The sequence below is a fragment of the Pseudoalteromonas sp. AOP7-A1-14 genome (genome assembly GCF_052376275.1).
Classification (GTDB): Bacteria; Pseudomonadota; Gammaproteobacteria; order Enterobacterales; family Alteromonadaceae; genus Pseudoalteromonas.
In genome coordinates, this window is record NZ_JBQSVO010000002.1 from 22208 (window position 1) to 48020 (window position 25813).

The following is a 25813-nucleotide window of genomic DNA, read 5'->3' on the forward strand; positions in this document are numbered from 1 at the left end:
TATGCATCCTTTTTTAGAAAAAACACAACAACTTAAACAGCAACTAAATTGGTCGCTGATTTTTGGCGTGAGCTTTTTTCTATTTGTGGTATTTAGTTTGGTGCAAATAACCAGCGGTGTTACTCAGTGGCTTGTAGATAATAAAGATGCGCAAATTAAGCATTTATCGGTTCAAGGTAGCCCTATGTATACCGACGAAAAAGCCATTATTAGTGCTATCAAAAAAGCAGATCTATCGAGCTTTTTTGAGTTGGATGTAAAAAAAATTCAGTACCTAGTCCAAGAGTTACCTTGGGTAGCAACTGCTTCGGTACGTAAACAATGGCCGGATACCATTCAGGTTTATGTGGTAGAGCATCAAGCTAAGGCTATTTGGAATAGTGACTTTTTACTAAACCAAGACGGTAATGTGTTTGAGGCGAACGCAGAAGAATTAGTGGGCAAGTTGCCCCAATTATATGGCCCAAAAGGTAGCGAAAGTGAAGCCTGGGCAGCATTTAAACAGTTTGATGACATGTTGGCGTTAAACAGTTTAAAATTAACCAGTTTGGCCTTATCTGAGCGGTTTGCTTGGCAATTATGGTTAGATAATGGCGTGCGACTTAACTTAGGTCGCAAAAATAAAGCAAAACGAGTACAACGCTTTATTGATGTTTACCCGCGTATGCAAAAGCGCGAAGATGCACAACTAGATGTTGTCGATTTACGGTATGATACCGGCCTTGCAGTGAGCTGGAAGCCACTGCAAGAAGAGCAATTAAAAAATAAGAGTAAGGCATGACTAAGTCAGCAGAAAGAAACCTAGTGATTGGATTAGACGTTGGTACTGCAAAAGTAGTGGCCACGGTTGGTGAAATCACCGCAGATAACAAACTCAGCATAGTTGGGGTCGGCAGCCAAGTATCTTATGGTATGGATAAAGGCGGCGTTAATGACCTAAACCTTGTTTCTGAGTCGATTCGTCGCGCGATAGATGAAGCAGAACTTATGGCGGATTGCCGAATCAGTTCGGTGTATTTGGGGATTTCAGGCAAACATATTCAATGTCAAAACGAAAGCGGTGTAGTGGCGATTAATAACACTGAAGTAACCGAGGACGATATTGAAAATGTAATTCATATTGCTCGTTCGGTACCGATTTCTGCTGAGCGTAAAATGCTCCATGCTTTACCGCAAGAATATAGTATTGATATGCAAGAAGGAATTAAAAACCCTTTAGGAATGAGTGGCGTACGTATGGAAGCCCGCGCGCACATTATTACCTGTTCAAACGATATGGCAAAAAACATTGAAAAATGTGTTGAACGTTGTGGCCTTGAAGTGGACCAATTAATATTTACAGCTCTTGCTTCGTGTTATTCGGTTTTAACCGATGATGAAAAGGAGCTCGGCGTAGCGGTACTCGATATTGGTGGTGGTACTATGGATATCACCATTTATATAAATGGTGCGCTGCGTCATTCCGCGGTTATTCCTGTGGCGGGTAACCAAGTGACGGGTGATATAGCAAAAATATTTCGTACACCTATATCACATGCCGAGTCACTCAAAGTACAATACGCCTGTGCAAGTAGCCAAATGACCAGTAGTGAAGATACCATTGAGGTGCCTAGCGTAGGTGGGCGGCCTGCACGTTTAATGTCGCGTCACACTTTATCAGAGGTGGTTGAACCGCGCTTTAGAGAATTATTTGAATTAGCGATGGAAGAAATTCGTCGTTCAGGTTTAGAAGACCAAATTGCAGCAGGACTCGTTATTACGGGCGGAACTGCTAAAATGGCTGGCGCGATGGAAGTGGCAGAAGACATTTTCCAAATGCCAGTAAGAATAGGCAAGCCAATCGGGATGGTTGGTTTGACTGATTATGTAGATGACCCTTCATTCGCAACGGCGGTCGGCTTATTACAATATGGCCGTACGATGCAGTCGATGAATGCACAAAAGTCGAAGTCTGATGGGGATGTCAATTGGTGGAACCGCATTACTAAATGGTTCCAAGGCGAGTTTTAGTACTACTCAAGTCGGAGAGTAAACATGTTTGATATGATGGAACAACACAGCGAAGAAGCTGTAATTAAAGTAATTGGCGTGGGCGGTGGCGGCGGTAACGCTGTTGAGCACATGGTGAAACAACAAATTGAAGGCGTGCGTTTTATTGCCGCTAATACGGATGCACAAGCATTACGAAATTCATCTGCGGATGTAACCGTGCAGCTAGGTACACAAATTACCTCTGGGCTAGGTGCGGGCGCAAACCCTGAAGTGGGTCGCGAGTCAGCAGAAGAAGATCAAGAAACCATTCGCGCCAGCCTTGAAGGTGCGGATATGGTGTTTATCGCAGCCGGTATGGGTGGCGGTACGGGTACAGGGGCTGCGCCAGTAGTCGCTAAACTTGCTAAAGAGTTAGGTATATTAACGGTTGCTGTAGTAACACGACCATTTGACTTTGAAGGCAAAAAGCGTGCAGCAGCGGCTGAACAAGGTATTAATGAATTGTCAGAAATTGTAGATTCACTTATTACAATTCCTAACAATAAATTGCTTAAAGTTTTAGGAAAAGGGACTACACTTCTAGATGCCTTTGCTAAAGCTAATGACGTATTATTTGGAGCGGTACAAGGTATTGCAGAGTTAATTACTCGTTCTGGTTTGATCAATGTGGATTTCGCCGACGTACGTACAGTAATGTCAGCGATGGGTACTGCAATGATGGGGACTGCCTCTGCTTCAGGTCCGGACCGTGCGCAAGAAGCGGCAGAAGCGGCTATCTCAAGCCCTCTACTTGAAGACGTTGATTTAACAGGTGCTAAAGGTATCTTGGTTAATATCACTGCGGGTATGGACATCGCTATTGAAGAGTTTGAAATTGTTGGTAATCACGTTAAAGCACTCGCTTCAGAAAATGCAACCGTGGTTGTTGGTGCAGTTATCGACCCTGAAATGACAGATGAGCTACGTGTAACTGTAGTTGCAACAGGCCTTGGCGGCGAACGTCGTCCACAGTTTGGTATTGTTGATAATGGCTTTAAAAAAGCGTCGGGTTCTGATGTTAACGCCAGCAGCAATCAAGCAACTAGCAGCATGTATGTGCCAAGCTTTGCATCACAAGGGACTAGTTCTGAAGATACCACTACAAGCACGCAAACTGAAAGCAAAGAGCAAGCTTCAACAAGCAGTGGAAGCAGTAATAAAGCTGCTGAAAGTAATAAGAAATCTGAAAAGTCTGATGGTGGCGATTATTTTGACATCCCCGCTTTTTTAAGAAAACAAGCTGATTAAACAAAACGTTAAAACTGTTTTGTTTGAAAAGTGAACAAATTTGGCAGCTGGTCGTATTTATGATACAATTTGCCGCCTAACTGTAACTATAAGTGAGCGAACCTATGATTAAACAGCGTACGATTGCAGAAGTAGTCAAAGCCATAGGAATTGGACTTCATAAAGGTGAGAAGGTCACAATAACTCTCCGACCTGCGAGCGCAAATACTGGGATTGTATTTCGTCGTGTCGACCTTGATCCTGTTGTTGATTTTGAAACAACACCTGAAGCCGTTGGTGATACACAGTTATGTACTTGTTTAACCAATAAAGATGGCGTTCGCTTATCGACCACTGAGCATCTTATTGCGGCCGTTGCTGCAATGGGCATTGATAATCTAATTGTAGAATTAGACAGCTCAGAAGTGCCGATTATGGATGGTAGTGCATTGCCATTTATTTACTTGTTACAAAAAGGCGGCATTAAAGAGCAAGGTGCAGCCAAACGCTTTATTCGTATTAAAGAAAAAGTACGTATTGAAGAAGATGACAAATGGGCCGAGATTGAACCGTATGACGGTTTCCATATCGACTTTGAAATTGCCTTTGATCATCCGGCTATCAATGAAAGCCGCCAACGTATCGGTTTAGATATTACGGCACAAAGCTTCACTGAAGAAATTAGTCGCGCACGTACTTTTGGCTTTATGAAAGATATTGAGTATATGCATGCAAATAACCTAGCATTAGGTGGCAGCATGGATAACGCCGTGGTATTGGATGAGTTCAAAGTACTTAATCCTAACGGTTTACGTTATAGCGATGAGTTCGTTAAGCATAAGATTTTAGACTGTGTTGGTGACATGTTTATGACAGGCCACAATATTTTAGGCAAAGTAACTGCCTTTAAATCTGGCCATGACTTAAACAACAAGCTACTACGTAAAATTATGGCTACTGAGTCAGCGTGGGAATGGGCAACTTTCGATACCCCAGTCACTATGCCAGCTCCCGGCCTAGAAGTAGCGAGAGCTTAATCGCTGCAACACAAGTTTACAGTTATAAAAAATGACGCTTTCAAGCGTCATTTTTTTTGCCTACAATTTATTTTAAACAAGAGTGCTTTAGGCGCGCGAGTGGGAGCATTTTAAATAAAATAGATTTGATCATTTAATATAAAGCTCTAACTATAAAGACTATCTTATTTAGGCTTGTTTTGCTCGGCTTCTGCGAGTTGTATATATTTTCGCTCAACCAGTTCAGATAAAGGCACTAGTTCAAACCCTTGGTCTTGAAGCTCAGGCAGAGCTTTCTTTAAAAAAGCGATTGTTTCAGGGTAAGGGTGGGCAATGGCTATGGCAAAGCTGAACTTCTCAGCTTTATATTTAAGTTCATTTAGGCGAAGGTTAAGTTGCTGTTTAGTCAGTATATTATCTAAAAAAACATGGCGACTAACATTTTTTACGCCGTATAAGTTAGCCACGTGTTGGGCTTGGCTTAAGTTGGTTGTACGGCTATCTAAAAAATATAAGTTGTGCTTTTTAAGCACTTCCATAGTCCATTTCATGGGAAGGCTTTGCTGAGTCAGCCTTGATCCCATGTGATTATTAACGCCTTTGACTTGTGGCAGGCTTGCCAGCGCACTACCTAAAGTATGTTGTAGTTGTTCTTTATTCATATCAGTGGTGAGAGCTCCGGGACCAAGTGCTTTGCTACTATCAATTGATTGCATGGGAATATGCAGCAATATCTCTTTATTAGATTGGCTGGCAAGATCTGCAAAAGCTTGTGAATATGGAGTATGTGGTAAAATTGAGTAGGATACTTGGCCTGGTAAATTCAGGATATCTAAATCACGTTGGTGATAGCCTATATCGTCAATAACAATAGCTACCTGCTTGGCAAAGCAAGTAGCAGGTAGGTAGAGTATAGCTATCAGTAGCGCTAGAAGTAATTTCACGTTTTATTATTATTTTCTTCTTGTGTGCTTGCAGCTACGCCAGCTATGTTTATCATAAATATAATCACTTTATGGTAAGTAGCTGTGTTGCTTTTAATAATTGACGATCAGGTAAGCTTTCTTGTAGTGACTGTTGGCTGACCATTCCTTGTTCATATTTTATTATAACGGCTTTTGCTGTTTGTGGAAGTGTTGTTTGATTAATCGTCACATCAGGCATAATACCCACCCCATCGATTGACTTACCTAGTGGGGTAAAATATTTGGCTGTAGTCAGTTTTAATGCCGTATTGCCATTACCAAGTGGGATGAGAGATTGTACAGAGCCTTTACCAAAAGACTGGTTGCCAACTAAGGTTGCACGGTCATTATCCCTAAGCGCTGCGGCTAAAATTTCTGCGGCTGATGCTGATTTTTCGTTGATGAGTACTGCTATCGGCACATTACTGAGAATATCACCGTGTTGTGCTTTATATTCCTGGTTGGCGTCATAAAAACGCCCTCGGGTAGTAACTATTGTGCCGCTTTGTAAAAATAAATCTGAAACCGCGACCGCACTTTGCAATGTGCCACCTGGGTTATCACGTAAATCCAGTACCAGCCCACTTAATTCATCACCGTTATTACTTTGTAATATAGTCACTTGGCGAGCTACATTGTGTAGCGTGTGGTTATTAAAGCTTTTAATGGCTATGTAACCAATACCAAACTCTGCCAACGAGCTAGTGACGCTTTCTATATTGATTTCTTGCCGCGTTACGGCAAGCTCAATATGCTGCTCATTACCACGCTTTACAGTCAAAGTAATAGTGGGGTTTTGGCTTTCGCGAATGAGCTCTGCAACCCGCTCAATCGAATGCTTGTTAATATTTTTCCGGTTAATAGCAATCAACATATCGTTTGCTTTTATGCCTGCTTTTGCCGCTGGAGAGTCTTTAATAGTACCCACAATGTAGATTTGGTTGCTTTGCTCTTTAACTTCGATACCTAGGCCTGTGTAGCGGCCGTTATTATTATTAAAAATAGCATCAAGTTCTTTCTCGTCAAGATACTTAGAATAAGGGTCAAGGCTGGCTAATAGCATTTCAAATTGGTTAATATCTTCAAAGCTTTGTTGTAATGCTAAATCTTCAACATAATAAGTATGAATATTAAAAATAATTTCGTTTCTTTGTGGGCTTTTTAAGTCTTTTATTGACGTTGCTGAGTGAGTAACAAAACTTAGAATTAGAAGCAGCAAGCACAGTGAGTTATTGCTTATGACTGTGCGTGGGTATGAATGGGTATTAAAATTTAGCATCAGCTGCTCCCAGTGGGGTGCAGCTGTTTAATCAATTAAATGCGTCTGCACCATTTTTCAGGGTTTACTGCGCGTCCTTTATGGCGTATCTCAAAGTATAGACCAGAACTTGATTGTCCGCCGCTTTTACCAACAAGTGCTACTGATTCACCCTGGCGAACCATATCACCTACGTCTTTTAAGAGTGTTTGTGTATGTCCATAAAGGCTCATAAAGCCATCGCCATGGTCAATTACAATAACCCAGCCAAAGCCATTCAACCAATCGGCATAAACTACTTGGCCGTTTTGAATGCTATTAACGTTTACCCCTTCGTTGGCATCAATCAGCACTCCTTTCCAATCAATTCCGCCGTGCTTTCGTTGGCCAAATTTATGGCTTAGTTTGCCTTTTGTTGGCCAGTCTAGCTTTCCTTTTGCTTTTGACAGGCCGATTAATTCAACCTTTTGATTTTTTGCTTTTTCAAGCTCGGCAAGCGTGGCGATTAGGGTTTGCTCATTTTCTTTTAAGTAGTTAATTGAGCTTTCGGTGCTGTTTAGTTTGGCTTTTAAACTTTTAAGATTTTTTTGTCTGTCGTTTTGTGCATTAACCAGCGCTTGTTGACGGTTTTTTTGTTCTTTATATAGAGCGGTTAAGTGCAGTTCAGTTTTTTCAAGTTCAGCTTGTACTTGTTTAATTTCGACTAACAGTGCTTTGAGTTCATCAAGTTGTTCAACACGAGCTTTATTTAAGTAGTTGTAATAGCTAAGAGTACGTTCGACTTGGGCGGTGTTTTGTTGATTAAGTAACATTTTTGAGTAGTCATGACTGCCAGCCATATAGGCACTTTGTAACTGTGCCGCGAGCGCTTTTTGCATTAGCTTTTGCTTATTAGTTAATGCATCGGCTTGTTGTTGTTGTTGTTGCTGTTGCTGCCGCGTTTTTTTAATCGAATTTTGGGCGATATTGAGTGCTTTGGCATTTTTAGCTATATCGAGCTCATGCTGTTTGAGGTTTTTATTTAACGTGACAATTTTTTGCTGTTGGGCTTTACGCTCTGTTTGACTTTTTTCAAGTGCACTTTGAATTTCTGATAGGTCTTTTTTAGTACGATCTTCGTTAGCTGTTACCGCAGTAACAGCTAACGAAGTAAGTATTAACGTACGACATAAGAATTTGTTAATACTATTCATAATACCTTACTTCAATTTCATGATAGGTTTGCCAGTCATTTCGCTGGGTTGTTCCATGCCCATTAAATGTAGCATTGTTGGTGCAACATCGCTCAACGCTTTGCCTTCACTTGCGTTTGCATCACGGCCAACATAAATAAAAGGTACTGGCTCGCTGGTATGCGCGGTGTGGGCTTGGCCTGTTTTAGGGTTTGTCATCTGCTCTGCATTACCGTGATCAGCTGTGATCAGTGCTTCGCCGCCGTATTCTTTTAAGGCTGCAACAACGCGGCCAATACAATTATCAACAGCTTCACACGCTTTTACTGCGGCTTCAAATACACCTGAGTGGCCAACCATATCGCCGTTTGGATAGTTACAAATAATGGCATCGTACTGGCCACCTTTAATCGCTTCAATAAGCTTGTCGGTAAGCATTTCTGAGTTCATCTCAGGCTGTAGGTCGTAAGTTGCTACTTGTGGTGAAGGAATAAGTTCGCGGGTTTCGCCTTTAAATTCGTCTTCACGGCCGCCACTAAAGAAGAATGTTACATGAGCGTACTTTTCAGTTTCTGATATACGAAGCTGTGTTTTTTCGTGTTTTTCAAACCATTCACCAAGCACGTTAGTTAGTGGCTCTGGTGAAAACGCCGATGGTGCATCAATAGTGGCGGCGTATTCGGTCATCATCACAAAACCACTGAGGTTTGGTGATTTTTGTTTTTTGAAGCCATCAAACTCTTTTTCGACGAAAGCGCGAGTAATTTCACGAGCGCGATCGGCTCTAAAGTTTGCAAATATAAGCGTGTCGCCATCATTTATTTGAACAGCTGACTTGCTTTTAGGAGTAATGGTGGTTGCTTCAACAAATTCATCGTTTTCGTCACGTTCATAGGCTGCGTCAATAGCTTCTACACCTGTCGTGTAGTTATACTCGCCTACACCACAAGCCATTACGTTATAGGCTTTTTCTACACGGTTCCAGCGGTTATCTCTGTCCATGGCATAGTAACGCCCCACTAATGACGCTAAACGACCGCAGCCTAACGTTGCAAATAATGCTTCGATACGCTCTATTGATGCTTTGGCGCTGCGAGGAGGAGTGTCGCGGCCATCTAAGAAACCATGAAAGTAAACTTCCTTAGCGCCACGCTTTGCAGCCAGCTCAATGGTTGCCACGATATGATCTTCATGGCTGTGAACACCACCTGGGCTTAATAAACCCATAATATGCACGGCTTTACCTGCATTTACAGCTTTGTCTATGTTTTCAACCAGTACTGGGTTGCTATCGAATTCGCCGTCTTCAATCGCTTTAGTGATGCGAGTAAAGTCTTGGTAAACTACGCGCCCTGCGCCTAAATTAACATGACCTACTTCAGAGTTGCCCATTTGACCATCAGGAAGCCCAACATCTAAACCTGAACCTGAAATTAGAGTGTGTGGACGAGTCGCCCAAAGTTCATCTAAAACGGGTGTATTAGCCGCTAAGATTGCATTGCTTTGCGTATCTTCACGGTATCCCCAACCGTCTAAAATCATTAATACTAAAGGTTTTTTATGTTGTGTCATTTTAGCTCCTGAAAATTGCCACCTGTTGGACGCTTAGCATACCGTGTTTTAAGTTCTGGATCAGCATGCAAAGGCCGATATTAAAATATTTCACTCACTGGTAATTTAAAACCAAGCACGTATACTTGCGTGGCAGTAGTTTAACACGCTTATTAATACCCATTTTATGAGCAAAACTTGATAGTGGAAAATACATGGATCAATACATTGAATTTATCGGCAATCACCCGATTTTAAGCATTATTTGGCTGGCATTGGTGGCAATGATCATCGGCGGCTGGTTTAAGAGTAAGTTTTCAGCCATTCGTCAAATAAATCCGCAACAGCTCACGTTATTAATTAACCGTGAAGATGGTCAGGTCGTCGATATACGTGCGCAAAAAGAATTTAATGCGGGCCGTATCTCAGGTGCTGAGCACCTTAGTCCTGAAAAAGCCAAACAATCTGACTTCTCAAGCCTTGAAAAGTTTAAGAGTAAACCCATTATATTGGTATGTACCACAGGCATGACTGCCTCAGGTATCGCAACCGCAATGCATAAAGCGGGTTTTGAGTCGGTTTATGTATTATCAGGTGGTATGGGTGCTTGGCAAAGTGCGAGCCTACCAACAACCACAGGTCGTTAATTTAGTTTAGCAGGCTGATTGAGGAATATTTATGAGTAATGTTGTACTGTACACCAAAGCATATTGCCCTTTTTGTCAACGCGCACTGGCGTTATTAACAAGTAAAGGTGTTGATTTCAAAAATATTGATATTGGTGTGCAACCTGAATTACGAGACGAAATGATTGCTAAAGCAGGCGGGGCTAGCACCGTGCCACAAATCTTTATTAATGATGAGCATATCGGCGGTTGTGACGAAATGATGGCAATTGAGGCACAAGGTAAACTTGACGCCAAATTAAACGCCTAAATATTACTAATAAAAATATTTATTATAAAAACGATTAAAGTTAGGAATTACAATGAACGAAGAAAATCAAACACCAGCAGCTGCACAAGAAAACGCCGGCGCACAATTTACTATTCAACGTATTTATACTAAAGACGTGTCTTTTGAAACGCCAAATTCACCGGCTATTTTTCAAAAAGAATGGACACCAGAAGTTAAGCTTGACCTTGATACACGTTCAAACAAATTAGATGAAGGCGTGTTTGAGGTTGTTTTAGCCTTAACGGTAACAGCTTCAATTGGTGAAGAAACGGCATTCTTATGTGAAATTCAACAAGCGGGTATTTTTACTATTGCTGAAGTTGAAGAAGTACAGCTGGCGCATATGTTAGGCGCATTTTGCCCGAACGTATTGTTCCCGTATGCACGTGAAGCGGTATCAAACTTAGTTAACCGTGGTACATTCCCACAGCTTAATCTTGCACCTGTAAACTTTGATGCGTTATTCGCACAATATATGCAGCAACGTGCAGCGCAAGCTGAACAGGCTCCTGCAGACGCATAAGCCATGAGTACAGCAAATTCAGCTGTTACAGTATTAGGGGCGGGGTCGTATGGCACCGCCCTTGCTATTTGCTTAGCCCGAAATGGTCACTACGTGACGCTTTGGGGGCGCAATAGCGACGACGTTGCCACGCTTGCAGCTGAGCGGAAAAATCAACGTTACTTGCCCGATGTCACTTTCCCTGACACGCTTCACCTTGAAGCCGATTTACATACCGCCGTTAGTGCCAGTAAAATTATATTAGTGGTCGTACCAAGCCATGCTTTTGGTGATACTTTACAGCAAATAAAACCCTCTCTTCGTGAAGGCGCTGAAGTTGCGTGGGCGACTAAAGGGCTTGAACCTGATACAGGACGTTTGTTACAAGAAGTGGCACAGCAAGAGCTCGGTGATGACGTGCCGCTGGCGGTTGTTTCAGGCCCGACATTTGCCAAAGAAATGGCAATAGGGCTACCAACGGCTATTTCTGTTTCATCAACCTCAACAGTGTTTGCTAAACAGCTTGCAGATTTACTGCATTGCGGGCGTTCATTTCGGGTGTATAACAATAATGACTTTATTGGTATTCAACTCGGTGGGGCAGTTAAAAATGTAATTGCGATTGGTGCGGGAATGTCAGATGGTTTTGGTTTTGGTGCTAATGCACGCACAGCCTTGATCACTCGAGGTTTAGCAGAGCTTTGCCGATTAGGCTGCGCACTCGGTGCTAAGTCAGAAACCTTTATGGGGATGGCTGGGCTAGGTGATTTGATTTTAACTTGCACCGACAATCAATCGCGTAATCGTCGCTTTGGTTTAGCGCTTGGTAAAGGTGAAGGCGTTGAAGCTGCTATCGAATCTATTGGTCAGGTGGTTGAAGGCTATCGTAATACCAAAGAAGTGTATTTACTTGCCCAGCGTGCCGGTATTGAAATGCCTATTACTGAGCAAATCTACCAAGTGCTTTATGAGAATAAAGACGTTAAGGAAGCCGCAATGGCATTACTGGGACGCGAGCAACGCTCAGAGTAATACACTGTAAATACTTAATGTTAATTATAAGCGCTACTTTTGTAGCGCTTTTTTTATGTTTTCGATTCTGGCTTTATAGCTGTATAGACGTCCATTGACATTGTTCCCTAAAATAATCACAATAGCGGCCTATTTTCAGGGTGCTTGTGGTTATTTATTTTTCAGGAGAGTTGATAAATACCATGAGATAATCGGGAAGTTGGTGAAGTTCACAGGATTGTGATACTTAATCCAGCACTGCCCCCGCAACGGTGATGGGTTTTATCTATTTTATTAATGATAATCCCTAAGTCCGGAGACCGGCCCTGAAGCAAATTTACTACTAGTACTTGTGCGGTGGGCGCGGGTTAGGGGAAATCATGTTAACTAAATCTACTTTAGGCGTAGCTGTGTCTGCTGCGTTGTCTTTTTCTGTGTCTGCACAGCAACCAATCGAACGTATTACTGTGTCAGCAAACAAATTTGAGCAGTCGATCACCGATGTACTGGCAAGCGTTGATGTTATTGAACGCAGTGATATTGAGCAAACCAATGTGCGTGACTTGCCTAGTTTACTAGCGACTCAAGTCGGTTTTCAAATCAATAATAATGGTGGTTTTGGGCAAAATTCAGGTGTTTCGCTGCGTGGTTCGGGCTCTCGCCATACACTTATTTTGATTGATGGTGTGCGAGTCGGCTCGGCCACCCTTGGTTATAAAGCGATTAGTAATATTCCGCTAAATTCAATTGAACGCATTGAGGTTATTAAAGGCTCTCGAGCGGCAGTTTATGGATCGGATGCCTTAGCTGGGGTTATCAACATTATTACTCGCCAAGCGGAAAACGTGATCCTTGATGCAACTTTTGGCTCTGATGCTTATCAAAATTATCAAGTTGCGGCGAGTACTCAGGTCGATGGATTTAGCGCCGGTGTTAATGCAGGCTTTGAAAAAACAGATGGTTTTGATGCCTTGCAAGGTGTTGCACCTGATGAAGATAGTTATGAGAATAAAAACATTGGCTTTAATGCTCGTTTTGATGCTGCTGCATTGGGTGTATTTAAAGCGCGTGGGCAATACAGTGAAGGCTATGCACAATATGATAGCGCTTTTTCACCAGCCGATAGCACCATTGAGCAGAATGATTTTGAAAATTACCAGGCATTGCTAGGGTGGGCTAAATCATTCAATAAGCAAACTCACAGTGTCGATGTTGCGTTATCTAGTGATAACTCAGACAACACGTATATTGCTTATACGGGTAATGCCACTACAGATACGTTTGATACAAAGCGTGAGCAAGTAGATTACAACGGCCAGTACTTGGTTTCATCTACTTTTAATATCAGCGGCGGTGTTAACTGGTATAAAGATAATATAGAAACAAACCCAGACTGTATTGAAACGGGCAGTTGTTATAGCAAAGATAGCCGTAAGGTTTTGGCGGGTTTTCTAGGCGGTTATTATGATAATGACGCGCTACTTGCAAACATCACCGTTCGTCATGACGATGATGAACAGTTTGGTAGTGAAGTAACTTATACGGCGGCTGCAGGTTACCACTTAAACGACCGTGCTACTTTTAGAGCAAGCCAAAGTACTGGCTTTAAAGCGCCTACATTTAATGACTTGTACTTTCCAGGCTCTGGTAATGCAAGCTTACAGCCTGAAATATCAAAAAACCAAGAGCTAGGCCTAGCTGTTAACTTTACGGATGTTGCGGTTGATGTGTCTATATTTCGAAATGATTTTGAAAATAAAATAGCGTGGGCACCTAACGATGCAGGACAGTGGCAACCGAGCAATATAAATGAAGCACGCCACGAAGGGGTCGAATTTAGCTTTGAGCAGCATATTTGGGGTTTTGATCACCTATTTAATTTTACCTACCTAACTGCCGAAGATACCGAAACAGGTCAGTCGTTAGTATATGTAGCACCGCGTACAGTCAACTGGTCACTTGCTAAGCAGTGGCAAGATTTCGATACTAGCCTCGATATGGTTTACCGTAGTGCTCGTGAGGGCAAAGTAACCACGTTGAGTTCTTATACACTGTGGAACTTAGCGGCTAACTATCAGCTAACTGACGAGTTGGCATTATCGTTACGCATTGAGAACTTACTTGATAAAGAATATAACGCTGTAGATGCCAATACTGATTTCACCACAGGACGGGTCAATTATTATAATACGCCCGATCGTCGCTTCTTTGTTGGTGCAAGCTACCAGTTCTAACCCCCAATACCCAAGTCCGCATCTTAAGCTGACTTGGGTATATTGTCTGGTCAGACCATTTGAATTTTGGCCCTAAACTACTCTCTATCTCTTGTGTTTATTGACCCTGTTTAATCTTTATGCAAAATACGTTAGTCTAGTTTAGCTGCGCTATAGCCTAGCTAAATTGACAGCAAACGGGCTTTTTGATAACGTATGGTTTAAATTTGGTATGACCAATTTACCTTTTGGTCTTGGCTATGCAGTTAAACTGATATTTATTTCTCTTTAAATGTATATTATACGGGCGTTGACGAATGTCTTTAAAGATTAAATCAGCAAAACTTTCGGATGTTATTTTACAGCAACTTGAGAATATGATTCTTGAGGGCTCGCTAGCACCGGGAGAAAAGTTGCCTCCTGAGCGTGAACTTGCAAAGCAATTTGAAGTGTCTCGCCCTTCTTTACGTGAAGCCATTCAGAAACTCGAAGCAAAAGGGCTGGTTACTCGTCGTCAAGGCGGGGGAACTTTTGTGAAAAATCAGCTCGAAGAAGGACTCACTGATCCGTTATTTGATTTGATTAGCAAGCACCCTGAGTCACAGTTTGATTTACTTGAATTTCGTCATGCGTTAGAAGGTATAGCCGCTTACTACGCAACGATGCGAGGTACGCGTAATGACTTTATTAAAGTAAAAGCAAACTTTGATAAAATTGCTTTGGTTAATGATAACTTACAGCAAAAAGCCAAAGCGATTAATGCATTTCACTTTAGTGTTGCAGAAGCGTCTCATAATGTGGTTTTACTACATTTAGTAAGAGGTATGCAGGCACTGCTAGAACAAAATGTTTTACAGAATTTAACGGTCTTGTTAGAAAAGCAGCACATTAGTAAGCAGCTAGCAGAACATCGCCGTTTATTGATGGATGCAGTGATTGAAGGGAATCCAGAGCAGGCCCGTCTTGCTAGTAATGCGCATTTAGCCTTTATTGAAGAAGCGTTACTTGAAGCAGGCAAAGAGCATTCGCGAATTGAACGCAGTTTAAGACGCACCAAACAAAATTAAGCAAGTACTGTATTTGACACGCAATAAACAGTATTAATTAAAAACATTCGTATTTTAAACATAAGGAAACCTCCATATGTCTGAAGTCAATAAAATTGACGTAGACGCGCTAGAAACCCAAGAGTGGTTACAAGCTCTTGAATCAGTTGTGCGCGAAGAAGGTGTTGAACGAGCTCAGTTTTTACTTGAGCAAGTGTTAGAGCAAGCCCGTTTAGATGGCGTTGATATGCCAACTGGCACAACGACTAACTACGTTAATACTATACCTGTAGATCAAGAGCCGGCGTATCCGGGTGATGTGAATGTTGAGCGTCGAATCCGTTCAATCATCCGCTGGAATGCGATTATGATCGTATTGCGTGCGTCTAAAAAAGATCTCGACTTAGGCGGCCATATGGCATCTTACCAGTCGTCTGCAGCGTTTTATGAAGTGTGTTTTAACCATTTCTTTAAAGCGCCAAACGATGTTGATGGTGGTGACTTAGTTTATTATCAAGGTCATATTTCTCCGGGTATCTACGCGCGTGCATTTGTTGAAGGGCGCTTAACTTCTGAGCAGCTTGATAACTTCCGCCAAGAAGTAGATGGCAAAGGCTTACCGTCTTACCCTCACCCTAAATTAATGCCTGAGTTTTGGCAGTTCCCAACAGTATCTATGGGCCTAGGTCCAATCGCTTCAATTTACCAAGCACGTTTTTTAAAGTACCTAGATGGTCGCGGTTTAAAAGAAACTAAAAACCAGCGTGTATATGCGTTTTTAGGTGATGGTGAAATGGATGAGCCAGAATCACGTGGTGCTATCTCTTTTGCGGCTCGTGAAAAACTAGATAACCTTTGCTACCTAATTAACTGTAATTTACAGCGTTTGGATGGCCCAGTAATGGGTAATGGTAAAATCATTCAAGAACTTGAAGGTTTATTTAAAGGTGCTGGCTGGAACGTTATCAAACTTGTTTGGGGTAGTGGTTGGGATATTTTACTGGCTAAAGATACCACAGGTAAGTTATTGCAATTAATGAACGAAACCGTTGATGGCGACTATCAAACATATAAAGCTAAAGATGGCGCGTATGTACGTGAGCATTTCTTCGGTCGTTACCCAGAAACAGCGGCGCTTGTTGCTGATATGACTGATGATGAAATCTTCGCGCTTAAGCGTGGTGGGCATGAGTCATCTAAACTGTTTGCTGCATTTAAAAAAGCAGAAGAAACCAAAGATCGTCCAACTGTTATTCTTGCAAAAACAGTAAAAGGTTACGGTATGGGTGAAGCAGCTGAAGGTAAAAATATTGCTCACCAAGTGAAAAAAATGGACATGTCGCATGTGGCTCATTTACGTTCACGCTTAGGCCTTGATGATTTGGTATCTGAAGAGCAATTAAAAGACTTACCTTATTTAGAGCTTGAAGAAGGTTCAGAAGAGTACAAGTATTTACATGCTCGTCGTGAAAAATTAGAGGGTTATACACCAACGCGTATCCCTAATTTCTCTGAAAAGTTACAGCTACCAGGAGTAGAAGCATTCAAGCCATTACTTGAAGAGCAAAAGCGTGATATTTCAACCACCATGGGCTTTGTTCGTGCACTTAACGTGTTACTAAAAGACAAAGGCATTGGTAAAAACATCGTGCCAATCATTGCCGATGAAGCGCGTACTTTTGGTATGGAAGGTTTATTCCGCCAAATAGGTATTTATAACCCACATGGTCAAAACTACACGCCTCAAGATCGTGACACCCTTTCATACTATAAAGAAGCAACATCAGGCCAAGTACTTCAAGAAGGTATCAACGAGTTAGGTGCAATGTCATCATGGGTTGCTGCTGCAACATCATACAGTACTAACGATTTACCGATGATCCCATTCTATATCTACTATTCAATGTTCGGCTTCCAACGTGTAGGCGATATGGCATGGATGGCAGGGGATCAGCAAGCGCGTGGTTTCTTACTAGGTGCAACAGCGGGTCGTACAACGCTTAATGGTGAAGGTTTACAGCACGAAGATGGTCACAGCCACATTCTTGCTAATACGGTTCCTAACTGTATTTCATATGACCCAACTTACGCGTTTGAAGTTGCTGTTATTGTACAGGACGGTATTCGTCGTATGTATGGTGACGATCAAGAGAATATTTACTACTATCTTACATTAATGAATGAGAATTACGCGCAGCCAGCAATGCCTGAAGGCGCTGAAGAAGGTATTCGTAAAGGTATTTATAAGCTTGAAAACTACGAAGGTAAAAAAGCCAACGTACAATTATTAAGCTCAGGTACTATTATGACTGAAGTACGTAAAGCGGCAAAAATCTTAAGTGAAGATTACGGTATAGCTTCAGATGTATTCTCAGTAACATCATTCAATGAGTTAACGCGTGACGGTCAAGATGTTGAGCGTTTCAATATGCTTAACCCAGAAAGCGAGCAGAAAACGCCGTTTATCACAAGCGTATTAAGTGATGCAGTAACTGTTGCTGCAACGGATTATATGAAAAACTATGCTGAACAAGCGCGTTCATTCATCCCAAGCAGCAACTATAAAGTATTAGGTACAGATGGTTACGGTCGTTCTGATAGCCGTGAAAACTTACGCCGTCATTTTGAAGTTAACGCAAGCTACGTTGTCGTTGCGACGTTATCTGAACTTGCTAAACGCGGTGATGTTGAAAAGTCGGTTGTGGTTGACGCTATCAAGAAATTTGATATCGACACTAACAAACTTAACCCACTGTACGCATAAGAGGTTTTGCAATGAGTATTGAAATTAATGTACCAGATATCGGTGGCGATGAAGTTGAAGTAACCGAAATATTAGTAAGCGTTGGTGACAAAGTTGAAGTTGAGCAAGCTTTACTAACTGTTGAAGGTGATAAAGCTTCAATGGAAGTCCCTGCTGAACAAGCGGGTACGGTAAAAGAAATTAAAGTGTCTGAAGGCGATACGATCTCAACTGGCAGCTTATTTATGATCTTTGAAGGCGAAGCAACAGACGAAGATGCAGATGATAGCGAAGAAAAGCCAAAAAGTGATGATAAGTCAGCAGAGACCGCATCGACCGAGTCTACTTCTTCAAATAAAGAAGTGACCGTACCAGACATCGGTGATGATGAAGTTGAAGTCACTGAAGTGATGGTGGCGGTTGGCGATAAGGTTGAAGAAGAACAATCAATCTTAAACGTCGAAGGCGACAAAGCGGCAATGGAAGTACCTGCGCCATTCGCAGGCACAGTGAAAGAAATTAAAGTGAGTACCGGTGACACGGTTAAAACTGGTTCACTAGTCTTTGTTTTTGAAGTTGCAGGGGATGATAAAAGCGCACCTGCAAGTGATTCAAAAGCAGATGAAAAGTCTGCGACTGAAGACTCTTCAACTGAAAGTGATTCAGCACCAAGCTCTAAAGAAGTGAGCGTACCGGATATTGGTGATGATGAAGTTGAAGTGACCGAAGTGATGGTTGCGGTTGGCGATAAGGTTGAAGAGGAACAATCAATCTTAAACGTCGAAGGCGACAAAGCAGCAATGGAAGTACCTGCGCCATTTGCAGGCACAGTAAAAGAAATCAAAGTAGCCACGGGCGATAAAGTAAAAACAGGTTCACTAGTATTTGTTTTTGAAGTTGCTGGTAGCGGGTCAAGCGAAGCACCAAAAGCAGAAACAAAAGCTGCTGAAGAAACTGAGTCAAAAGCGGCTGAAAAAGAATCAAAGTCAAGTGATGCTCCAACTAAAGCAAGTAACGAAAGCTTTGAGAATAATAGTGCTTATGCGCATGCATCGCCTGTAGTTCGCCGTTTAGCACGTGAGTTTGGTATTAACCTTGCAAACGTTAAAGGTTCTGGTCGTAAAAATCGCGTGATCAAAGAAGACGTGCAAAACTATGTCAAAGACGTAGTTAAGCAAGTTGAATCAGGCAAAGTGTCAGGTACAAGTAATGCGGGTGGCGGTGAGTTAGGCCTTATTCCTTGGCCAAAAGTTGATTTTGCTAAGTTTGGTGAAGTCGAAGAGAAGAAGCTTTCTCGTATCCAAAAATTATCGGGTAAAAATCTACATCGTAACTGGGTACAAATTCCTCACGTTACTCAGTTTGATGAAGCTGATATCACCAGCCTTGAAGCATTCCGTAAAGAGCAAAACGCTCTTAACGAGAAGAAAAAGCTGGGCGTTAAAATAACACCGCTGGTATTTGTAATGAAAGCAGCTGCTAAAGCACTTGCTGAGTTCCCTACATTTAACTCTTCACTTTCTAACGATGGCGAAAGCTTAATCCTTAAAAAGTATATAAATATTGGTGTTGCGGTTGATACGCCTAATGGTTTAGTTGTGCCAGTATTCAAAGATGTTGATAAAAAAGGTATTATTGAGTTATCACGTGAGCTAATGGATGTGTCAGTTAAAGCTCGTGACGGTAAATTGGCCTCGTCTGATATGCAAGGTGGCTGTTTTACTATTTCAAGCCTTGGCGGTATCGGTGGTACAGCGTTTACACCAATTGTAAATGCGCCAGAGGTTGCTATTTTAGGTGTGTCTAAATCTGAAATGAAACCAAAATGGAATGGCAAAGAGTTTGAACCAAAACTAATGGTTCCACTTTCAATGTCATACGATCACAGAGTGATTGACGGCGCACTGGCTGCTCGCTTTACTGTCACTCTTGCAAGTTACATGAGCGATATTCGCCAATTGGTGATGTAAACACTAATTAATATATAGAATCAAATCCCAGCCAGTCGTTTTTAGCTGGGATTTTTACCAATTGCAATGATACAATATTTACCTATCTTGCATAAATTTTTGATCTGCTCTGACTTTCTGTCTTGTAGAAATGGGGCAGTTAAACTTTGGGGCAGTGTCCCGTTCAAATAATTAAGGTAATAGCATGAGCAACGAATTAAAAACCCAAGTTGTTGTACTAGGTGGTGGTCCTGGTGGTTACTCTGCGGCTTTCCGTGCTGCTGACTTGGGCTTAGAAGTTACATTAGTAGAGTCTCGCGACACATTAGGTGGTGTATGTCTTAATGTTGGTTGTATCCCTTCAAAAGCGCTTTTACACGTAGCTAAAGTAATTGATGAAGCAGCTGATATGTCATCTCACGGTGTTACATTTGGTAAGCCTGAAATTGATTTAGACAAAGTTCGTGATTGGAAAGACTCTGTAATAGGCCAATTAACTGGCGGCCTAGACGGCATGGCTAAAATGCGTAAAGTTAAAGTGGTTTACGGTTACGGCAAATTTACTGGCAGCAATACTATTGCTGTTGAAGGCGCTGATGGCGAAACTACAATTAGCTTTGATAATGCTATTATCGCGGCAGGTTCTCAACCTGTAAACTTACCGTTCATCCCAGAAGATGACCGTGTGATTGATTCTTCAGGCGCGCTTGAGCTTAAAGACGTACCAGAAAAATTACTTGTATTAGGCGGTGGTATCATCGGTCTTGAGATGGGCACAGTATACCGTGCACTTGGCTCAGAAATTGATGTCGTTGAATTTGCTGAACAGCTTGTACCTGCGGCTGATAAAGACGTAATTAAGATCTACCAAAAATACGTAAGCAAAAAGTTCAACGTAATGCTTTCAACCAAAGTAACAGACGTTGAAGCAAAAGATGACGGTTTATATGTCACGTTTGAAGGGAAAAACGCACCTGCAGAGCCAGTACGTTATGATAAAGTACTTGTAGCAGTTGGCCGTACACCGAATGGTAAGCTACTTGATGCTGATAAAGCGGGCGTTAATGTTGATGAGCGTGGCTTTATTAATGTTGATAAGCAGCTTAAAACGAATGTTGATAACATTTTTGCAATTGGCGATATTGTGGGTCAACCTATGCTTGCTCATAAAGCGGTTCATGAGGGTCATGTTGCTGCTGAAGTTATTTCTGGTCAGAAACACTTCTTTGACCCTAAGTGCATTCCTTCAATCGCGTATACTGACCCTGAAATCGCTTGGGTTGGTGTAACAGAAAAAGAAGCAAAAGAGCAAGGCTTAAGCATTGAAACTTCGGTATTTCCGTGGGCTGCATCAGGTCGTGCTATTACATCTGCTCGTACAGAAGGTCAAACAAAGCTTATCTTTGATAAAGACAGTGGCCGCGTAATCGGTGGTGCTATGGTGGGTATTAACGCAGGTGAAATGCTTGGCGAAATAGGCCTAGCGGTTGAAATGGGCGCAGATGGCGAAGACTTAGCGCTTACTATTCATGCTCACCCAACATTGAACGAGTCAATCGGCCTTGCTGCTGAAATTTATGAAGGTTCAATCACTGACATGCCTAATAAAAAAGCAGTTAAAAAGAAAAAGTAATAGTTTTTAATTAATTGCTTATAAAACCCAAGCTTTGGCTTGGGTTTTTTGTTTTAGTCGCTGCCAATACTTCTATTGGCGCTTAAGGTTTAAATAGCAACGACTTTAGCTGATAGGACTTTTACTTTGATACTTTTTCCTTTAGCTAAACTTTATATTGCTTAATTATCCAACTAAGCGTAAAATGCGCCCTCATTTCGGCTTTTAAACTATTAATTCCTTGCCTTAAACCGACCGGCCGAAACGGTAGAAGGCTCTATTAACCGTAAGGAATATCCATGCGTCATTACGAAATCGTATTCATGGTTCACCCTGATCAGAGTGAGCAAGTTGCTGGTATGATCGAACGTTATACTGGTTCTATCACTGAAGCAGGCGGTACTATTCACCGTCTTGAAGACTGGGGCCGCCGTCAACTGGCTTACCCTATCAACAAGCTTCATAAAGCTCATTATGTTCTATTGAACGTTGAAGCACCTACTGAAGTAATCAGCGAGCTAGAAACTACTTTCCGCTACAACGATGCAGTGCTTCGTAACTTAGTTATGCGTACTAAAAACGTAGTAACTGAAGCGTCTCCTCTTGCAAGAGAAGAGAAGAAAGAAGCACCAGCTGCTTAATTGTTTTGAGTCCAAGCATGGCATTGTTCGGTTGAGTTATTAAGATGAGCCAAAAGCTTAATCCGTTTATGAATCAACTGACGATATCTGGAGTCGTTTGTAAAACGCCCAAATATAGCCAAAGCCCTGCTGGCATACCGCATTGTATTTTTGTTGTAGAACATAAATCGATGCAAACTGAAGCAGATCTTAACCGTAATAGTTACGTTAGGCTTCAAGTGGTTGCAAGTGGTAAGCAGATGCAACAACAGACTCAACATTTGAATGTTGGGCAGGCATTGCAAGTGAGTGGTTTTTTAAATCGCCACGAAGGTCGTAACGGCCTTAGCCAATTGGTTTTGCATGCTCAGCATATAGAAAGAATTAATTGAGGAATTTATCTCATGGCACGTTATTTCAGACGTCGTAAGTTCTGCCGCTTTAAAGCGGAAGGCGTACAACAAATCGATTATAAAGATCTCGCTACTCTTAGAAACTATGTTACAGAAAGTGGCAAAATCGTACCTAGCCGTATCACAGGTACTAGCGCAAAATTCCAGCGCCAGCTAGCAACAGCTATTAAGCGTGCTCGCTACTTAGCCCTTCTTCCATACACTGACTTACATAAGTAAGCAGCGGATTAACAGTTTTTAAAAGGTGTAGAAACATGCAAGTTATTCTACTAGATAAGATCGCTAACCTAGGCAGCCTAGGTGAACAGGTTGTAGTTAAATCTGGTTTCGCACGTAACTTCCTTTTCCCGCAAGGTAAGGCAGTTCCTGCGACTAAAGCTAACATTGAAACGTTTGACGCTCGTCGCGCTGAACTTGAAGCAAAAATCGCTGAGCAGTTAGTTGCTGCACAAGCACGCGCTGACAAACTTGAAGCATTAGCAGAAGTTACTTTAGTATCTAAAGCTGGTGACGAAGGTAAGCTATTCGGTTCAATTGGTACTCGTGATATCGCTGACGCTATCTCAGCTGTTGGTGTTGAAGTTGCTAAGTCAGAAGTTCGTTTACCTTTAGGCACTATCCGTGACACTGGTGAATTTGACGTATCAATTTCGGTTCACTCAGACGTAACGGCTACTATTAAAGTAATCGTAATCGCTGAAGCTTAATTTTTAGTTAAGTGATAAAAACCGCACTATTTAGTGCGGTTTTTTTATGTTTAAAAAGTGAATACCAGTAATTCTGAATTAGTGAATTATTTAATTTGTACAGGGAATTTAGGTTCACTGTTTACTGTCTAGCTAGTCGTTAAGCAGCGACTTTTATACATTAATTACACTATCTAGATTCAAATTTTAATTTCGTTACCGTTTTTACCTGCGCCTAATGCTTAAGGTTCATGAAAGTTGATTACCAGTACAGAAAAAGATTTCCCGCTTTGCTATTTGCACAGCTCTCGCAAGTCGATAGAATAGGGTTATTCACTGTTAGTATTGCGAAGTTATGGCTAAACCAGATAAACAAGTCGACACACTTAAAGTTCCCCCTCATTCCATTGAAGCAGAGCAATCTGTATTAGGTGGTTTAATGCTTGATAATCAAGCTTATGACCGTGTTGCAGAGTTAGTAGTTGCACAAGATTTTTATACCCGCACTCACAAGCTTATATTTGAAGCCATGATATCGCTTGCTGAGGCGAGTGACCCCATTGACTTGATCACTATTTCTGAAAGCCTAGAAGAAAATAATTTACTTGCCAGTGTCGGTGGTTTTGCTTATTTAGCTGAAATAGCTAAAAATACGCCAAGTGCGGCTAACATCGACGCTTATGCCACTATTGTTCGCGAACGTGCTGTAGTACGTGAGATGATTGGCGTAGCCAATGAAATTGCCGAAGCGGGCTTTAACCCTGAAGGGCGTACTAGTCATGACTTATTAGACTTTGCAGAAAGTCGTGTATTTAAAATTGCTGAACAACGCACTAAAAGTACCGAAGGACCGCAAAACCTACACAGCATCTTAGAAAAAACTGTTGATAAAATTGAAGAGTTATATCAATCCCCGCAAGATGGTGTCACTGGAGTAAGTACCGGTTATTCAGACCTTGATAAAATGACCACTGGCTTGCAGCCATCTGATTTAGTTATTGTTGCGGCGCGTCCATCAATGGGTAAAACCACTTTTGCCATGAACTTGGCTGAGCATGCGGCAATGACGCAAGACAAGCCGGTACTTATTTATTCATTAGAGATGCCCTCTGAACAAATCATGATGAGGATGCTGGCATCTCTTGGGCGGATTAATCAAACTAAGGTGCGCACAGGCCAACTGGATGACGAAGATTGGGCTCGTCTGTCTTCAACCATGGGCTTGTTAATGGAAAAAGGTAAGATGTATGTTGATGACGCGTCAGGGCTAACGCCAACTGATGTGCGTTCCCGTGCTCGTCGTATTGCCCGTGAACATGGTGGTATTAGTATGATCATGGTCGATTATTTGCAGTTAATGCGTGTGCCGAGCCTATCTGATAATCGAACGCTTGAGATTGCTGAGATCTCGCGTTCACTCAAAGCTCTTGCTAAAGAGCTGAAGTGTCCGGTTGTAGCGCTATCGCAGCTAAACCGTACACTAGAGCAACGTGCGGATAAACGGCCAATTAACTCAGACTTACGTGAATCAGGTTCAATTGAGCAAGATGCCGATTTAATTATGTTTATTTATCGTGATGAAGTTTATAACGAAGACAGCACCGACAAAGGCGTAGCTGAAATAATCATTGGTAAACAACGTAACGGTCCAATAGGGAAAGTACGACTTACCTTCCAAGGACAATTTTCGCGGTTTGATAACTATGCCGGACCTGCTGTAGATGATGATTATTAATGCGCCTAGCTGTAGCAAAAATTAACTTAGAAGCCCTTGCGCATAATTTGGCGCAAGTTAAGCAATTTGCGCCGCATGCAAAGGTTATGGCGGTATTAAAGGCAAACGCTTATGGTCATGGTTTAGTTAAAATAGCTCAGCACTTAAATGAAGCTGATGCTTTTGCTGTAGCGCGAATTGATGAAGCACTTGCGCTGCGTGCTGGGGGCCTAACGAAGCCAATTGTATTGCTAGAAGGTTTTTTCCATAAAGATGACTTAGCGATATTACTGGCTAATAACTTTCAAACAGTTATCCATGATGAAAACCAACTACAAGCTCTAGAGCAAGCAAACCTTGGTGCGTCCATTAGTTGCTGGCTAAAAATAAATACTGGTATGCACCGCTTAGGTATTGACCCTTCGCAATTAGATGATTTTTACAAGCGTTTGCAAACGACACCAAACGCTAAAAATACTCTTAATTTAATGACGCACTTTTCTTGCGCCGATGATGTTAATGATACTAAAACCGCTGAGCAAATTGCTTTGTTTAACTCCTTAGTAATAGGAAAAAACCAATCGCACTGCTTAGCAAATTCTGCTGGTATTATTGGTTGGTCTAAGGGGCATGGTGACTGGGTACGTCCTGGTTTAATGATGTATGGCGTATCGCCTATGTTAAACAGCACTGGTCGCAAGCATAACCTTAAGCCCGTAATGAACTTAAGCACTAAAGTGATTGCCATTCGTGATGTTGATGCCAAACAATGTGTTGGCTATGGCGGACGTTGGCAAAGTAATAAGGCCACTAAATTAGCGGTAGTTGCCATGGGTTATGGTGATGGTTACCCGCGCCATGCTAAGCAAGGCACACCAGTCATTATTAATAATCAGCGATATGGAATTGTGGGAAGTGTTTCAATGGATATGATAAGTGTTGATATTGGCGACAACGCCAAAGGGGTTAAAGTCGGTGATGAAGTCACTATATGGGGGGAAGCGCTTCCTGTTGAAGAAATTGCCCATTGCGCCAGCACCATTGCGTATGAACTATTGTGTAATATTACCCCACGTGTAAGTTATGAATATAGTGACTCACTCACCTAAACAGCGTTTATTTTTTGA

23 protein-coding genes and 1 riboswitch are annotated in these 25813 nt (G+C 41.9%); of the genes, 19 read left to right on the forward strand and 4 right to left on the reverse strand.

Translation table 11 applies throughout. The features are described 5' to 3' along the window. Window position 1: 1 nt before the first annotated feature. From ACT3RM_RS00580 to lpxC, 4 genes are all read left to right on the forward strand, one after another. A complete protein-coding gene (locus ACT3RM_RS00580; RefSeq protein ID WP_441992862.1) occupies window positions 2–781 on the forward strand; it encodes a cell division protein FtsQ/DivIB in 780 nt (259 codons plus the stop codon). Next, window positions 778–2010 (forward strand): cell division protein FtsA, encoded by a 1233-nt coding sequence (ftsA, locus tag ACT3RM_RS00585; RefSeq protein WP_441835431.1) that lies wholly within the window; start codon window positions 778–780, stop codon window positions 2008–2010. Before ACT3RM_RS00580 ends, ftsA begins: the two co-directional genes overlap by 4 nt. Before the next feature lie 24 nt (window positions 2011–2034). Next, the gene (gene ftsZ, locus ACT3RM_RS00590; RefSeq protein ID WP_441992861.1) at window positions 2035–3279 is read left to right on the forward strand and encodes a cell division protein FtsZ; all 1245 of its coding nucleotides are present in this window, start codon (window positions 2035–2037) and stop codon (window positions 3277–3279) included. A 104-nt stretch (window positions 3280–3383) separates the two neighbouring features. Next, window positions 3384–4295, forward strand: coding sequence for a UDP-3-O-acyl-N-acetylglucosamine deacetylase (gene lpxC, locus ACT3RM_RS00595; RefSeq protein ID WP_441835433.1), 912 nt, complete (start codon window positions 3384–3386; stop codon window positions 4293–4295). Between the two features lie 164 nt (window positions 4296–4459). Here the strand turns inward: lpxC and ACT3RM_RS00600 are convergent, their stop codons facing one another. From ACT3RM_RS00600 to gpmM, 4 genes are all read right to left on the reverse strand, one after another. Next, on the reverse strand, window positions 4460–5218 hold the full coding sequence (locus ACT3RM_RS00600; protein WP_441835556.1) for a divergent polysaccharide deacetylase family protein: 759 nt from the start codon (window positions 5216–5218) through the stop codon (window positions 4460–4462). A 64-nt stretch (window positions 5219–5282) separates the two neighbouring features. Next, the gene (locus ACT3RM_RS00605) at window positions 5283–6518 is read right to left on the reverse strand and encodes a S41 family peptidase (RefSeq protein ID WP_441835555.1); all 1236 of its coding nucleotides are present in this window, start codon (window positions 6516–6518) and stop codon (window positions 5283–5285) included. Between the two features lie 35 nt (window positions 6519–6553). Then, window positions 6554–7690: a murein hydrolase activator EnvC family protein gene (locus tag ACT3RM_RS00610; protein WP_441835554.1), complete on the reverse strand. Its 1137-nt coding sequence runs from the start codon at window positions 7688–7690 to the stop codon at window positions 6554–6556. Between the two features lie 6 nt (window positions 7691–7696). Further along, complete coding sequence (gene gpmM / locus ACT3RM_RS00615; RefSeq protein WP_441835553.1) at window positions 7697–9241, reverse strand: 2,3-bisphosphoglycerate-independent phosphoglycerate mutase; 1545 nt, start codon at window positions 9239–9241, stop codon at window positions 7697–7699. A gap of 194 nt (window positions 9242–9435) precedes the next feature. On the opposite strand from gpmM, the gene ACT3RM_RS00620 reads away from it, so the two are divergent. From ACT3RM_RS00620 to alr, 15 genes are all read left to right on the forward strand, one after another. Next, a complete protein-coding gene (locus tag ACT3RM_RS00620; protein WP_441835552.1) occupies window positions 9436–9867 on the forward strand; it encodes a rhodanese-like domain-containing protein in 432 nt (143 codons plus the stop codon). Between the two features lie 31 nt (window positions 9868–9898). Then, window positions 9899–10156, forward strand: coding sequence for a glutaredoxin 3 (gene grxC, locus ACT3RM_RS00625; RefSeq protein ID WP_441835551.1), 258 nt, complete (start codon window positions 9899–9901; stop codon window positions 10154–10156). A gap of 52 nt (window positions 10157–10208) precedes the next feature. Continuing rightward, a complete protein-coding gene (gene secB / locus ACT3RM_RS00630) occupies window positions 10209–10700 on the forward strand; it encodes a protein-export chaperone SecB (protein ID WP_441835550.1) in 492 nt (163 codons plus the stop codon). Between the two features lie 3 nt (window positions 10701–10703). Continuing rightward, window positions 10704–11711: an NAD(P)H-dependent glycerol-3-phosphate dehydrogenase gene (gpsA, locus tag ACT3RM_RS00635; RefSeq protein WP_441835549.1), complete on the forward strand. Its 1008-nt coding sequence runs from the start codon at window positions 10704–10706 to the stop codon at window positions 11709–11711. 134 nt (window positions 11712–11845) lie between these two features. Continuing rightward, a riboswitch (cobalamin riboswitch) is annotated at window positions 11846–12021 on the forward strand. Window positions 12022–12070: 49 nt separating this feature from the next. Continuing rightward, complete coding sequence (locus tag ACT3RM_RS00640) at window positions 12071–13924, forward strand: TonB-dependent receptor domain-containing protein (protein WP_441835548.1); 1854 nt, start codon at window positions 12071–12073, stop codon at window positions 13922–13924. 296 nt (window positions 13925–14220) lie between these two features. Then, window positions 14221–14970, forward strand: coding sequence for a pyruvate dehydrogenase complex transcriptional repressor PdhR (gene pdhR / locus ACT3RM_RS00645; protein ID WP_441994523.1), 750 nt, complete (start codon window positions 14221–14223; stop codon window positions 14968–14970). Window positions 14971–15046: 76 nt separating this feature from the next. Then, complete coding sequence (gene aceE, locus ACT3RM_RS00650; RefSeq protein WP_441835546.1) at window positions 15047–17713, forward strand: pyruvate dehydrogenase (acetyl-transferring), homodimeric type; 2667 nt, start codon at window positions 15047–15049, stop codon at window positions 17711–17713. Window positions 17714–17724: 11 nt separating this feature from the next. Next, window positions 17725–19662, forward strand: coding sequence for a pyruvate dehydrogenase complex dihydrolipoyllysine-residue acetyltransferase (gene aceF, locus ACT3RM_RS00655; protein WP_441835545.1), 1938 nt, complete (start codon window positions 17725–17727; stop codon window positions 19660–19662). A 184-nt stretch (window positions 19663–19846) separates the two neighbouring features. Further along, window positions 19847–21274 carry a dihydrolipoyl dehydrogenase gene (gene lpdA / locus ACT3RM_RS00660; RefSeq protein WP_441835544.1) on the forward strand — a complete coding sequence of 476 codons (1428 nt, stop codon included), beginning with the start codon at window positions 19847–19849 and terminating at the stop codon, window positions 21272–21274. A gap of 278 nt (window positions 21275–21552) precedes the next feature. Further along, window positions 21553–21894, forward strand: a complete 342-nt coding sequence (gene rpsF, locus ACT3RM_RS00665; protein ID WP_441835543.1) for a 30S ribosomal protein S6 — start codon at window positions 21553–21555, stop codon at window positions 21892–21894. A gap of 68 nt (window positions 21895–21962) precedes the next feature. After that, the gene (gene priB / locus ACT3RM_RS00670; protein WP_441835557.1) at window positions 21963–22265 is read left to right on the forward strand and encodes a primosomal replication protein N; all 303 of its coding nucleotides are present in this window, start codon (window positions 21963–21965) and stop codon (window positions 22263–22265) included. Between the two features lie 12 nt (window positions 22266–22277). Continuing rightward, complete coding sequence (gene rpsR, locus ACT3RM_RS00675) at window positions 22278–22505, forward strand: 30S ribosomal protein S18 (protein ID WP_006793721.1); 228 nt, start codon at window positions 22278–22280, stop codon at window positions 22503–22505. A gap of 35 nt (window positions 22506–22540) precedes the next feature. Further along, the gene (rplI, locus tag ACT3RM_RS00680; protein WP_441835542.1) at window positions 22541–22993 is read left to right on the forward strand and encodes a 50S ribosomal protein L9; all 453 of its coding nucleotides are present in this window, start codon (window positions 22541–22543) and stop codon (window positions 22991–22993) included. Window positions 22994–23327: 334 nt separating this feature from the next. Continuing rightward, a complete protein-coding gene (dnaB, locus tag ACT3RM_RS00685) occupies window positions 23328–24707 on the forward strand; it encodes a replicative DNA helicase (RefSeq protein WP_441834474.1) in 1380 nt (459 codons plus the stop codon). Beyond that, window positions 24707–25795 (forward strand): alanine racemase, encoded by a 1089-nt coding sequence (gene alr / locus ACT3RM_RS00690; protein ID WP_441834475.1) that lies wholly within the window; start codon window positions 24707–24709, stop codon window positions 25793–25795. The genes dnaB and alr overlap by 1 nt, the downstream gene beginning before the upstream one ends. Window positions 25796–25813 lie beyond the last annotated feature (18 nt).